Below are 13,560 nucleotides of genomic sequence, written 5' to 3' on the forward strand. Positions count from 1 at the left end.
CAGAGGTTAAAAGAAGCGGGCGCCGTATATAGCGCCCGTAGCTTTTTGTTAGTTTATTTTTTTTTGAATGCGTCTGCTTTCTGGCGAAGAAGTGCTGCACTTGCGGCGATCATGTCCCTGTATTGGGTGTTCTTGAAACCCCACAGAGTAGATGACATCTCCTCTTTGTGTCCGACCAGAAACGGGAAGGTAGTAATTATGTCCACTCCGGATTGCTTTTCGATGAATCGATCGATTGTGTTGGATGCAGGGTTCCGGTTGTTTTCATCCCAGCCAAGAATTTTGGGGAATGATCTTGCATTGTAGGTATTGAGGACCGTGCTGGTCATTTTGTCGATATGAATAAGTTCGAAATCTTCGAAATCGTCCAGGGCTTTTACATTGGTTTCTTCGTGAAGGTTGGCAATAAGGCCGGAGAAGATATCCCACGGCTTTTCGTCATTCTTCAGATGTGAGTGAATTTCATCGAATCGCGCTTTCCAGCCCGGAAGAAAATCGACGTCATCCTCACATACAGTAATTTTATCGAACTGCTGTTCATAGGCTTTTCGAATGATGAACTTATAGCTGAGGCCGCAGCCGATCCAGCCCACGTTGTGGCGCAGCCCCGGGAAGTACTGGAACCCTTCTGAGTTATCATTCTCAAAGTCGGCCTTTCGTTCTGTCGACTCGGGAAGTCCCAGGCAGACCAAGTCCTTCCTGAACTCTATATTATGACCTGCGAGATCATAGAATTCGTCAAAACTGATGTTGTCGGACGCCAGCAGGAAGCGGTTGAAGTAATAATTGAAGGAGTTTGGGGAGCTTCTCAAAATCTCTTCGTTCTGCTTGGTTTTCGCCACAAGATCAGCCGGATTTTCGAGCCAGTGATCGATGCGGCGTGTCATCGCCTCGATGTCGCCAACTGCGACGAAGTCAATCAATTCTTGCAGTTGGCCGTTCTCATCTACATCCGGACTACTTTCCGAAATAAGCATGGCACCGAGAGAAAGACATTCGTAAAGACGGGTGGTTTCCAGTAGTGCCCCTTCATAATAGTGGATGTTCACCACTAGACGAGCTTTGGCGATTTCTTGATAGAGTTCTTCGCCGAAGATGTTATTTATTATCTTGGTTTTATATTTCTTGCTGAGGACGTTGAGGTAGTCCTTCCGGCGCTCATTGTTGGCATCACCATAGAACAGGATGTCATATTCTTTGGCCGGCTTTTCGGCGCTGTAGTAATCTGGAATGTACGATATGGGCGTGTAGTAGATCTGACGTAGAGTTAGCCCATTTTCCTGGAGATATTTTACGTTGGTGAGAGAGTAGTCGAAAATTGCAAATGAATTCTCCAGCATCTGCAGGTAGTCATTGGTAAACCATCGAGAGCTGACGGACTGCTCCATCTGGAATGCTACATACAGCCCAGGCAGTGATTTGAATATTTGCGGGCAAATAACGAAGTGGAGGGAGCTGGAAAATCCGCCCTCAGGCTCCTGGAATATGATTTCGCTGGGGAATCCCGCAGCTTGCAGATTGCGCTTGATCTGTTCCGCTACAAATATACAGTGTTCGGTACTGAGAATGAAGGTGGTTTCCTGGCGGCTCAGGCGGATGGCTGCCATCGTAGGAGTTGTGGCGGGAGCGTATCGGTACTGAAGAGCTCGCCTTGATTGGCTAATGGTATCCTTCAGTCCATTTTTCAGCAGGTGGCGGAATGCACGTCGCAAGACCTGCGGGTCATCGGCTATGGTTTTGGCTGCATACTTGAGCTTCTGCCGATAGGCCGGGAGTCTGAGAATAATAGTGCTCAGGATTCTTCTGACTGCTCGCAGGGGCGATGTGACGCGCCAGGACGCACTGGTCAGGAGTTCTGCCGTGCGGGCTCTTTCCTGATTTATTTCGACTTGGAACTGGCTGAGTCGTTTTTCCAGTTCCTCCTGTTTCTCGATATACCGCCCAAGATCCACGGAGAGTGCGATAATTTTATTGTCTTTTTTGTCGAGCGCTCGGGATAGCTCTTCGTCCTTGCTTTCGAGCAATAGCAGAATCTCGTCTCTGGACTTAAGAGCCTTTTCTATTTCTTCTTTGGATTTCTCAAGAGCTGCGGCGATTTCTGCTTTTTCGTCGAGTGCCCGGGAGAATCCGTCTTCCTTTTGATGAAGTTCAATTCGCAGTTTTTCGTTTTCTGCGCTAAGTTCAATGTTGGCTTTTGCTGTCATATTGCTCATTTGCTGCTCTATCCCTTTGAGCATCATCTCGCTTAGAGTGAGGTTTTCACTCACGGAAATCCCGTAGGTTCTTAGGTGCCAATGTAGAATTTCTACTTCTTTAGGATTGCTTAGGCGGAATCTGATGTATTCTGAGTTATAGATCTCGGTGAGTGGTACTAGGTAGCAGAATAAGTAGAAGCTGAGGCGGTTTGCAGTTTCCTCCTGGCTCTCGGCGGATAGGATGAATGAGTACGAAGCATCTCCTAGGGCTTGTACTGGTTTTTCGAAGAGTAGTGCTTCTATTCCAAGGCTGGAGTTTATTGTGATCAGAGCTCTGCATTTTCGCATGAACTCGATGCTGTTCGGGGATTCATCGACAAGAATCCTGGAGCTCTTGGCTGTAAATAGACTGCTTGGGTGGGGGCGAATTAGTAAGTTTTCTGCGTGCTCTTTTAGCGTGGCGAAGGCCATTAGCCCCTGGTTATCAAAATCATTGCCATAGGCTATAAGATTGGAGTCATCCTCTACTTGCAGGGGAAGTCCAAGATACTTCGCTTCCGAAACATTCAACGTTCTGGGGATGTTCAGGAAAAAGTGGCGGACGCCGAACAGGTCGAAGGCATCGCTATTCAAGTTGGCAGCAATGTTTGAGTAACGGATTTCTGCTTCGGTATTTCCATTGACGCCCGAGAAGTCCAGGTAGCCGGTATCTCTATAAATGGGAGATCTCAGCGGCCCGATCTCAGAGTGTATAACTGGGATCCCATATTTCTCGGCAACTGCTTTCAGTGAGGGGCAGTTTACCCAGGAGATTATGGCTTCCGCCTGGGAGTCTGCTAGTGCTGAATCAAGCTCCCGTTCAAGCAACGGAATCCGTTCACATAGAAATGCTCGAAACGCTGCGAGAGGATTCCCGGAATGCAGTTTAAGCAATTCCTCGAAGATCCTATGGTCAAGGAACGTAAAGCTGTGCCTGGAAATGTCGTCTGCGGTCGGGGCAGCGTATTTCAATTTCTGACAAGTTTCCGGGTCTAACTCCCAGCGGTTCTGCAGAGTAAAATGTTCGCTCGGCTGTAAATAGCTTTTCCCTGTCAGGAAGTGAAGTGGCTCCTTTGCTTCACTGAGGAATTTGTAGAAAACCCATAGATAGGGGGCTTCTATTCCTCTGAATGGATATGGTGGCAGGAATATCGTCAGCATCAGGTTTTCGTCTGTATGTTGATTGATATAGGTGAATAGATGTATCCAACCTGTTCTCTAGGAGACCAGAAGCGGAGCCTGACCATTGGTCGGCGTTGGTCGAGCTCCTCTCTCCTGCCTGCGTTGGTGCAAGACAAGCCGCAGTGAACAAGATACTCACCGGCACTAAGAGGAAGGCGGACGCTGTACTCGATAGTGGTTTTTCCTGAGGACAGACTAATGGGCACGCCAGCGCTGAGATTGTTGTCCCCCCAGAGGTCTCCGCCTTGGGCCTTGCTGATGGATATGCCCAGGGCTACGTCTTTGATTGACTCACTTGCCAGGATGGACATGACGAAGCGAAGCTCTTCGCCAGCTTTGAGTACCGGCTTTTCGCTGAAGCTTTGGCCATCGGAGCTGAATATCTCGACGTCTTTTATGATGGCGCGTGCGGTGCCAAAGCGTCGCTCCCCGGTTTCTCGGTTGAACTCTTCGGCCTGCATTCTCTGCAGTTGTTCGAGCGTGTACTCCTCCGCGGCCTCGTTGAGAAGGCTTTTGGCGGTGGGAGCATTCTGCGCGAGTATCATGCCCTTTTCGTAGGCCAATACTGCAGATAGTACATCGTGGGTGTCTTGAATCAGCCTGCCGTTTTCTATGACCAGGCAGCGGCTGGCATATTGCAGAATGCTGCCAGTCGAATGGGTCACCATAAGGATGGTCGTCCCTTGCTCTCGCAGCTTTTCAATACGTTTGAAGCATTTGTACTGGAAGCCGATATCACCTACGGCCAGTGCTTCATCGATAATCAGAATGTCAGGGTTTACGCAGGCTTGTACCGCGAATGCAAGCCTGACGTACATCCCGCTTGAGTAAGTCTTGACCGGTTGTTCGATAAAGTCGCCGATGTCTGCGAATTCGGTAATTTCATTATAGCGCGAGTCTATCTCTTCCTTGGTTAACCCGAGGATGCTGCCATTGAGGTATATATTCTCGCGACCGCTGAATTCAGGGTTAAAGCCGGCTCCCAATTCAAGAAGTGCTGCGACTCGACCGTTTACCTCGGTGCTACCGCTTGTCGGCGACAAGGTTCCGCAGATAATCTGCAATAGGGTGGACTTGCCTGCGCCATTTCGTCCAATAATACCGATTGTTTCGCCCTTGCTGATTTCGAAGGACACTTCACGAAGCGCCCAAAACTCCTTGAAGTAGTTTTTCCTCTTCAGGCCCAGCAGGGTTTGGCTGGCAGGGAGTAGGAACTGTTTCATGCGATCTCTGGGCTGTTCATAAATGTGAAAGCACTTATGAACTTGATCGACCTTGATCGCAATTTCAGAGGACATCGGCAAATCCTTTACGAGTCTTTTGGAACCAAGCGTAACTTAATAGTGCAAAGGTTAGGGATATGAGGAGGTAGCGAGTAAACTGCCCCCAGTCCGGGCTGGCTCCCTGGATCATCGTCATGCGGACCAGTTCGATGGACAGAGTCATTGGGTTGTAGTAGAGCAGCTCTTGGTACTCGGGAGGCAGCGAAGAGGCTGGATAGAAGACCGGAGACAGGAAAAGCAGTGCTGTCGTAAAGACCCCTACGATCTGCGAGACATCCCTGAAGAAAACACCCAGAGATGCGAGCAGCCATCCTGCTCCCAGCGACATAAACAGCACGGGCAGAAGCATGAGAGGTGTCAGGAATATCGTGGTTGGTGGGTACTTTATGAGGAAAATATAAAATACCAGCCAGACAAGAAAGCCAACTAATGTGTGAAAGAGCGCTGCTCCGAAGGAAACGATAGGGAGTATTTCCAGGGGGAATATTACTTTCTTAACATAGTTTGCATTCGAGATGATGAGTGAAGGCGCTCTGTTAAGGCATTCAGCAAAGAGGTTGAAGACCAGAAGGCCCGAAAAGAGTACGAGGGCGAATTCTGCTTTGGAATCGCTTCCGCCACTCCAGCGGGCTTTGAATATGACGCTGAAGACGAACGTGTAGACACTTAGCATCAGGATGGGGTTGAAAAGCGACCACAGTAACCCTAGGGTTGAGCCTTGGTAACGGCCAATTACCTCTCTTCTGATTAGCGCCAACAGTAAACTTCTATTTCCCCAGAAAGACTTGAGCATTCCTAGGGGGGAATATGAATAAGCCTGCATCAGGAGTAAACCTCCGCATAGTGCAGGCTCTTGCCGGTCTGATCCTTCGAGGACAGAGTCGGTTTCAGGTCGCCCATGCACGGCCACTCAATTGCGATGCTCGGATCATTCCATACCAAGCAATGCTCGTCTTGGGGGGCGTAATAATCAGTGGTCTTGTAAAGGAATTCGGCACTCTCGCTGAGCACGAGGAAGCCGTGGGCAAATCCCGGCGGTACCCACAGTTGTTTCTTGTTGTCAGCGCTGAGAGTCTCGCCTACCCACTTGCCAAAGTGAGGTGAGCTTTTGCGCAAGTCCACCACGACGTCGAATACTTCGCCGCTGATTACGCGGACGAGCTTTCCCTGCGGTTGGTGGAGTTGATAGTGCAGACCACGGAGGACGCCACGTCCCGATAGAGAATGATTGTCCTGGACAAAGTCAGGACTGCTTCCAATTGCTTCATGGAATTGGCGCAGGTTGAAGCTTTCGAAGAAGAATCCCCTGTCGTCGCCGAAGACTCTGGGCTCCAGCAATACAACGTCAGGGATTGCGAGGCGGGTAGCTTTCATCAGTAGACAATCTCAGTCAGCAGGCGCTTCAGGTACTGGCCATAGCCATTTTTAGACAGGGGTTTGGCGAGCTCCTCGAGCTGCTCAGCAGTAATCCACTTCTGGCGGAACGCAATTTCTTCCGGGCAGGCAACTTTCAGACCCTGCCGATTTTCCAGGGTAGCAATGAAGCTGCTGGCTTCCAGCAAGGAATCATGGGTGCCGGTGTCCAGCCACGCATAGCCACGCCCCATGATTTCGACCGACAAGGCGCCCCGCGCCAAGTAGGTTTTGTTGACATCGGTAATCTCGAGTTCTCCTCGCGCTGACGGTTTGATGCTCTTCGCGATGTCTACAACCTGATTGTCATAGAAGTACAGGCCGGTGACGGCATAGCTGGACTTCGGGGTGGCAGGCTTCTCCTCCAGGCTGACGGCCTTGCCGTCGGCATCGAACTCGACGACGCCGTAGCGCTCGGGGTCGTGCACGTGGTAGGCGAAGACACTGGCGCCCGTTGGGCGCTGCATGGCGCTGACCAGCAGTTCCTGGAAGTCATGCCCATGATAGATATTGTCGCCCAGCACCAGTGCTACTGCATCCTTGCCGATGAACTCCTCGCCTATCAGGAAGGCCTGAGCCAGGCCATCCGGGGAGGGTTGGACGGCATACTGCAGATTCAGACCCCATTGGTTGCCGTTGCCAAGCAACTGCTCGAAGCGAGGGGTGTCCTGGGGAGTGGAGATGATCAGGATGTCTCGGATGCCGGCCAGCATTAGTGTGCTCAGCGGGTAATAGATCATCGGCTTGTCGTATACAGGCAGCAATTGCTTGGAGATGGCCAAGGTTGCTGGGTGCAGGCGGGTACCCGAGCCACCCGCCAGGATAATTCCTTTCCGTTTCATATCATTCCCTGATCCGCAAGCTCTCTGATCATGCGCTGGACGTGGTATTCCCAGGCGGGAAGCACCACATTGAAGGTTTGTTGCAGTTTGCTATTGGCCAGGCGTGAGTTGGTCGGTCGCCTAGCAGGCAGTGGATACTCGCTGGTGGTAATCGGTGTGATGTTTTCCGGTGTGGTGCGCAGGGAACTGCCCAGCCGAATGGCTTCGGTAATGACGAACTGGGCATAGTGGTGCCAACTGGTCTCGCCACTGGCGACGAGGTGGTAAGTGCCGCTGGCCTGCTCGCGAAGTTTAGCGTCGTATGCCAGTCGTTGCAGCGCCAGAGCCGTGACGTCGGCAATCAGTTCTGCGCTGGTCGGTGCGCCAAACTGATCGGCGATCACGCGCAACTCGTCGCGATCCTTGGCCAGGCGCAGCATGGTCTTGGCGAAGTTTGCCCCGCGGGATGCATATACCCAGCTGGTGCGGAATATCAGGTGACGGCAACCACTTTTGCGAATTGCCTCTTCGCCCTCAAGTTTGGACTGTCCATAGATGCTTAGTGGGCCGGTGATTGCGTCTTCGTCGAATGGCTGATTGCCGGATCCGTCGAACACGTAATCTGTCGAATAGTGTACGAGCCAGGTTTCCTGTTTACGCGCCGCCATTGCCAGGGTGGCAACCGCTTCGGCATTGACTCGTCGGGCGCCATCGATATCACTTTCGGCCTTGTCTACCGCCGTGTAGGCGCCAGCATTGACGATGATGCTCGGACGTTCCTCGTCGATCAGTCTCGTCAGGCCTTGCAGATCGCTGAGATCGCCATGTTGCCGGTCGCAGGCTACCAGTGGTGCGAGGGGAGCCAGCGAACGCTGAAGTTCCCAGCCGACCTGGCCATTGGCACCCAGCAGAAGAATCTTGTTCATGCGTATTGCTTACCTACCCATTCGCGGTACGCGCCGTTGGTTATGTTGTTCACCCACTCCTGGTTATCCAGATACCAGCGCACGGTCTTGCGGATGCCCGTCTCGAAAGTCTCTGCCGGTTTCCAGCCGAGCTCTCGTTCCAGCCGCGAGGCGTCGATTGCGTAACGACGGTCATGGCCGGGGCGATCCTTGACGAAGGTGACCTGCTCGCGATAGCTCCGTCCGTCGGTGCGGGCTTTTTCCTGATCAAGAATGTCGCAGAGGGTATGGACTACGTCGAGATTGGTCTTTTCATTCCAGCCGCCCACGTTGTAGGTCTCGCCGGTTTGGCCTGCTTCCAGGACTCGGCGAATGGCCGTGCAGTGGTCTTTCACATACAACCAGTCTCGGATCTGTTGGCCATCGCCGTAGATCGGCAGGGCTTTGCCGGCAAGAGCGTTGTGAATGACCAGGGGAATGAGCTTCTCTGGGAAATGGTAAGGGCCGTAGTTATTGGAGCAGTTGGTGGTCAGAACTGGCAGCCCATAGGTATGGTGATAGGCGCGAACCAGATGATCGGATGCGGCCTTGGACGCCGAGTACGGGCTGTTGGGTTCATACTTGTTGGTTTCGCTGAATGCCGGATCGCTCAGGCTCAGGGAGCCATAAACCTCGTCAGTGGAAACATGGAGAAGACGGAAGTCCGCCTGCTCCGCTTCACCAAGGCCATTCCAGTGAGTGCGTACTGCTTCTAGCAGACGGAAGGTGCCGACGATATTGGTCTGGATGAAGTCTTCGGGGCCGTGGATGGAGCGGTCCACATGGGATTCTGCGGCAAAGTTGAGCACAGCGCGCGGCTGGTGCTCGGCCAGCAACCGTGAGACCAAGTCGCTATCACCGATGTCGCCATGAACAAAGACATGGCGCTCATCGCCGTCCAGGCTGGCCAGGTTCTGACGGTTGCCAGCGTAGGTCAGCTTGTCGAGGCTGATGACCTTTTCGTCATTGCCAGCCAGCCAGTCGAGTACGAAGTTGGCGCCGATAAAGCCGGCGCTTCCAGTTACGAGGATGGTCATCAGGTCAAATCCTTTGAATTATGGCTGCCGCGGTCAACCCGAGCGTGCCAACCAGAGATTGGCGGTGGACGCCGGATTGCCGGATTAATTTAAGGCGCCCCAGCAAACCCGAGTGTCGAGCCCGCTCGAAGAGATTCAGAGACGTCTGGTTCTCAGGGGTGAGCTGGTCACGAAATGGCGCTAATGCGGCGAGATTCGCGTCTATCCAGTCACGAAATGTACCGTTAAGCATCTTTCTCACGCGTACTACACGCTCTTGCAGGCCCGAGTTGGACCCCATGAGATTCTGATGGTGCTGCCGGTAATCGACCGTTGGCAGCGGTTCGTATGCGACGCTGCCGCCACATCCCGTGACCAGCAGGTAGGTCCACCAATCATGCGATATGATTCGCTCGTCGGCGGCTGTTTGCCGCAATAGGTCGCGCGTTGCGCTGTTGAACAGCATGGTATTGCCGCCAGCGATGCATTGTACCAAAGCGTTCTCGAAAGACGGCGGGCGCCTGAAGAGCGGCGACAGTCCGATTGGCGATCCGAGACTGTCCACCAATCGAGTACGAGAGCAGAACAGGGCAGGCTGCTCACTGTTTGCCTTGCTGATCCAGGCAAGGCCGGTTTCCAGGCGTTGCGGTGTCCAGTGATCGTCCTGATCGCAAAAAGCGAAATAGCGGGCCTGTATATCGCTTCGGTGCAGCAGGCTCAGGAAATTTGCCGCGAATCCGCGCTGAGGGCCTTTGTGGACGATGATCCGGTCTGTACCTAGCTGAGCTTGGTAGCGATAGAGAATCTCGAGTGTCGCGTCGGTAGAGCCGTCGTCCGATGCGTAGATTCTCCAGTGCGGATGAGTCTGAGCGATGAGTGAGTCCAGCTGCTCTGCAAGGAATCCGGCACCATTGTATGTGGACAGGAGAATGGCTACCTGTGCCGGATGCGTTGTTGAGCTTGGCTCCTTTTCCAGGGAAGCGGGAGAGAGGGGCGTCAATTCAAAATCTCCGGCAGGCGCCTTCGATGGATGCTTGGCTTCCATCCATTGTCGGAAAGAAATCGTGGGCGCGGATCTGGGGGCGCCGGAAAAGAGGTGGACATTGTTATGTTTCTTGCTCAGTGAGTAAATCGTCTCTAATCAAGGGCTTTTCACTTAGCCGGGTTCAGGAAGGCGCGTCCGTCCCCGTGCGTTCGAAAAATGTGCCTTAGATTCGGTTCACGGTAAAAAGTTTCACCTCTTGGGTCGCAGGGTGGAGTTCTCGGTCTTGCCAAGAAATCTGAATGCCAGAAACGCTTCTGTTGGAGGCTGGCAAGGCATCCCGCTGCGAGGAGGATGCGAGAATCAGAAATCTCTCGATGATGGGCGCGTTGTGCCACGACCAGCGCCGCCAGTGGATAGCTGAGGGTACAGCCTGGCATTGGGGGCAAAGAGAATACCGTGGTGATTATAGGGAGCGGAGTGCTTTTTGTGCGCTGCTCAAGCGCTACAGGCCATTGGTAGGCAATTCCTGACGGCCTGCCGCTTCCCGGGGCTGATGGCCTGCACTTTATCCGGACTCTGTCCGGGTTTTGAGTGAGGGGGCTGTAACGCGTCATCCGGCACATCCTTGCGAAGGGCTGGGGAGGCCGGATGGTTGTTTGAGGTTTTCACTCGTTGGCTACGCGTATGCCTGTGAGAATTTCGGTGTGGCGGGCTTTGGCCTACGATTGCAGGCCAAAGGAGTGTTGGCTCACTCCGTTTGGTATCCGTTCGGATTCTGTGTCTGCCATCGCCACGCATCGACACACATCGTCAGCAAGTCCTTCTCTGCGGCCCAGTTGAGGTACTGTTTGGCCTTGGACGGGTCGGAGTAGCAGGAGGCGACGTCTCCGGGCCGGCGGGGGGCAAGTTGGTAGGGAATCGATCGGCCACTTGCCTGTTCGAAGGACTTGACCACATCCAGCACGCTGTAGCCGATGCCTGTGCCCAGGTTGGTTGTGAAGCACTGCGGCCGATCCAGGCACTCAAGCGCTTTCAGGTGTCCCCGTGCCAAATCGACGACATGAATGTAGTCGCGCATGCCGGTGCCGTCGGGGGTCGGGTAGTCGTTGCCCCAGATCATCAATTGTTCTCGGCGCCCGATAGCGACCTGAGCAACGAAGGGCATCAGATTGTTCGGGATGCCTTGAGGGTCCTCACCGATGCGCCCGCTGGAGTGTGCCCCGACAGGATTGAAATACCGAAGAATTGCGATCTGCCAAGTCGGGTCGGAGCGATAGAGGTCGTGCAGCATCTCTTCGATGATGAGTTTGCTGCGGCCATAAGGGTTGGTTGCGGACAGTGGATGATCTTCAGTGAGAGGCAGGTGCTGAGGTTCACCGTACACTGTTGCTGAGGAGCTGAAGACCAGGCGGCGCAGGCCGCAGGAGGCCATCGCGGCGAGCAACCGGTGCGTGCCAATGACGTTGTTGTCATAGTACGCAAGCGGTTGCTCGACCGACTCTCCGACTGCCTTGAGGCCTGCGAAATGGATGACTGCGCTGCATTTGTAGGTGCGGAGAGCATTCTCGATTGCAGGTTGGTCGCGTATGTCGCCCTCCACCAGAATAATTGGCTTTCCGGTCAACTCTTCGACACGGCGCAAGGACTCGCGATGGCTATTACAGAAGCTGTCAAAAACAACGACTTCCTGGCCTGCAGTCAGGAGTTCAAGGCAGGTATGTGAACCAATATAGCCAGCGCCGCCAGTGACAAAAATCATTGAGTATCTCGCTCGCAAAAATAACCATTCTAACCATCCCTGTGGATTGCCGGCCAGGGATGCGCGTGCTTGAGCGAGTGCTTACCGATTTATTTAGGCCGTCGGGCCCTGCGATGGTTTGCGGCTTGCGTGCAGCGAGGTAAGTTATGCAGCGAAACTGCGAGTGATGATCTGGTTGATCATTCAGGTCTACAGCACCCTGTCGATCAGGGGGCTGTGAAATGGTGCCGGCACCAGGAGTCGAACCCGGGACCTACTGATTACAAGTCAGTTGCTCTACCAGCTGAGCTATACCGGCAAGGAGGGCGGCCATTATAGCCACGCCGCCGTTGGTGTAAACCACTGATTTGTCAGACTGATCCGACAATTTTTGTCAGTGTCCTCCGGCTGTTGCCGCGCCGGGCTTGGCGCCGAAGGGAGGCTTGGCCAGGCAAATGACCACCAGCATGGCGAGGAACAGCCAGCCGAGCAGGGTGAAGTAGTCGATGGTGGAGATCATGTAGGCCTGGCTTTCCACCATGCGCTCGAGTAGAGCGGCGCTGTGCTGGCCGGGGCCGCCAAGCTGTTCGACGGTGGCGCGGGTGGCCGGGTCGTACTGGCTGAGGTTCTCGGTCAGGTAGGCGTGGTGCATGGTGGCGCGGCGGTTCCAGATCCAGGTGGTCAGGGATGCGGCGAAGCTGCCGGCCAGGGTCCGCAGGAAGGTCGCAAGACCAGAGCCGTCAGCGATCTGGTCGGGCGGGAGGTCCGAAAGCAGAATGCTCAGGATCGGCATGAAGAAGAATGCCACGCCCAACCCCATGAACATCTGCACCAGGGCGATGTGCATATAGTCGACTTCAGTGGTGAAGTCGGCGCGCATGAAGCAGGTCGCGGCCATTGCCAGGAAAGCCAGTCCTGCCAGCAGGCGCAGGTCGAAATTGTTCGCATAGCGGCCGACGAGCGGCGAGAGGAACACAGGCAGGATGCCGATGGGTGCCGCCGCCAGGCCCGCCCAGGTCGCGGTGTAGCCCATCTGGGTCTGCAGCCACTGCGGCAGGAGCAGGTTCATGCCGAAGAAGCCGGCGTAGCCGCCGACCAGCGCCAGTGTCCCCACGGTGAAGTTGCGGTGTACGAACAGTCGCAGATTGACGATTGGGTGCTTGTCGGTCAGTTCCCATATTACGAAGACTGCCAGGGCGATCACGGCGATCACCGTGCCGCCGATGATGAAGCCGGATTCGAACCAGTCCAGGTCGTTGCCCTTGTCGAGCACGATCTGCAGGGCGCCGACGCCGATCACCAGCATCGCCAGGCCCATGTAATCCATGGGCGCGTGCTTGATCACCACCGGACGCGCGCGCAGCTGTTGGTAGACCACCATGGCGGCGAACAGGCCGATGGGCACGTTGATGAAAAAGATCCATGGCCAGCTGTAGCTGTCGGTGATCCAGCCGCCGAGGATCGGCCCGGCAATGGGCGCGACCACCGTCACCATCGCCAGCAGTGCCAGTGCCATCCCCCTTTTCGCCGGGGGGTAGATGGAGATCAGCAGGGTCTGGGTGATTGGGTAGAGCGGGCCGGCGACGAAGCCCTGGATGGCGCGGAAGCCCACCAGCATGCCCATCTGCTGCGCGACGCCGCAAAGGAACGAGGCGATCACGAAGAGCAGGGTGGCGGCGATGAAAAGCTTCACCTCACCGACCTTGCGGCTCAGCCAGCCGGTCAGCGGCAGGGCGATGGCGTTGCTCACTGCGAAGGAGGTGATGACCCAGGTGCCCTGCTCGGAGCTCACCCCGAGGTTGCCGGAGATGGTCGGCAGGGCGACGTTGGCGATAGTGGTGTCCAGCACCTGCATGAAGGTCGCCAGCGACAGGCCGATGGTGGCCATGACCAGGCTGGGTGGGCTGAAACTGCTGCTGTTGGGCTGGCTCATGACGGCGGTCG

10 protein-coding genes and 1 tRNA gene are annotated in these 13,560 nt (G+C 54.6%); all 11 read right to left on the minus strand.

The window, feature by feature from the left end; all coding sequences use genetic code 11:
- Positions 1-53: 53 nt before the first annotated feature.
- The 11 genes from ACNFH5_RS20425 to ACNFH5_RS20475 all read right to left on the minus strand — a co-directional run bounded on the left by ACNFH5_RS20425 (position 54) and on the right by ACNFH5_RS20475 (position 13,549).
- On the minus strand, positions 54-3,395 hold the full coding sequence (locus tag ACNFH5_RS20425) for a GT99 family glycosyltransferase N-terminal domain-containing protein (RefSeq protein ID WP_416749038.1): 3,342 nt from the start codon (positions 3,393-3,395) through the stop codon (positions 54-56).
- Entirely contained in the window at positions 3,395-4,714 is a 1,320-nt protein-coding gene (locus ACNFH5_RS20430) for an ABC transporter ATP-binding protein (RefSeq protein WP_416749040.1), read from the minus strand. Before ACNFH5_RS20430 ends, ACNFH5_RS20425 begins: the two co-directional genes overlap by 1 nt.
- The gene (locus ACNFH5_RS20435) at positions 4,704-5,522 is read right to left on the minus strand and encodes an ABC transporter permease (RefSeq protein ID WP_416749042.1); all 819 of its coding nucleotides are present in this window, start codon (positions 5,520-5,522) and stop codon (positions 4,704-4,706) included. Before ACNFH5_RS20435 ends, ACNFH5_RS20430 begins: the two co-directional genes overlap by 11 nt.
- On the minus strand, positions 5,522-6,073 hold the full coding sequence (gene rfbC, locus ACNFH5_RS20440) for a dTDP-4-dehydrorhamnose 3,5-epimerase (protein ID WP_416749044.1): 552 nt from the start codon (positions 6,071-6,073) through the stop codon (positions 5,522-5,524). The genes ACNFH5_RS20435 and rfbC overlap by 1 nt, the downstream gene beginning before the upstream one ends.
- Complete coding sequence (gene rfbA, locus ACNFH5_RS20445) at positions 6,073-6,954, minus strand: glucose-1-phosphate thymidylyltransferase RfbA (protein ID WP_416749046.1); 882 nt, start codon at positions 6,952-6,954, stop codon at positions 6,073-6,075. Before rfbA ends, rfbC begins: the two co-directional genes overlap by 1 nt.
- The gene (gene rfbD / locus ACNFH5_RS20450) at positions 6,951-7,859 is read right to left on the minus strand and encodes a dTDP-4-dehydrorhamnose reductase (RefSeq protein WP_416749048.1); all 909 of its coding nucleotides are present in this window, start codon (positions 7,857-7,859) and stop codon (positions 6,951-6,953) included. The genes rfbA and rfbD overlap by 4 nt, the downstream gene beginning before the upstream one ends.
- Positions 7,856-8,914 carry a dTDP-glucose 4,6-dehydratase gene (gene rfbB / locus ACNFH5_RS20455; protein WP_416749050.1) on the minus strand — a complete coding sequence of 353 codons (1,059 nt, stop codon included), beginning with the start codon at positions 8,912-8,914 and terminating at the stop codon, positions 7,856-7,858. The genes rfbD and rfbB overlap by 4 nt, the downstream gene beginning before the upstream one ends.
- A 4-nt stretch (positions 8,915-8,918) precedes the next feature.
- A complete protein-coding gene (locus ACNFH5_RS20460; protein WP_416749052.1) occupies positions 8,919-9,938 on the minus strand; it encodes a glycosyltransferase family 2 protein in 1,020 nt (339 codons plus the stop codon).
- 688 nt (positions 9,939-10,626) lie between these two features.
- On the minus strand, positions 10,627-11,637 hold the full coding sequence (gene galE / locus ACNFH5_RS20465) for a UDP-glucose 4-epimerase GalE (RefSeq protein WP_416749054.1): 1,011 nt from the start codon (positions 11,635-11,637) through the stop codon (positions 10,627-10,629).
- A 222-nt stretch (positions 11,638-11,859) separates the two neighbouring features.
- Positions 11,860-11,935, minus strand: a tRNA-Thr gene (locus ACNFH5_RS20470).
- 75 nt (positions 11,936-12,010) lie between these two features.
- A complete protein-coding gene (locus tag ACNFH5_RS20475; protein ID WP_416749056.1) occupies positions 12,011-13,549 on the minus strand; it encodes a DHA2 family efflux MFS transporter permease subunit in 1,539 nt (512 codons plus the stop codon).
- Positions 13,550-13,560 lie beyond the last annotated feature (11 nt).

The sequence above is a fragment of the Pseudomonas sp. NY15435 genome, from assembly GCF_048068295.1.
Classification (GTDB): domain Bacteria; phylum Pseudomonadota; class Gammaproteobacteria; order Pseudomonadales; family Pseudomonadaceae; genus Pseudomonas.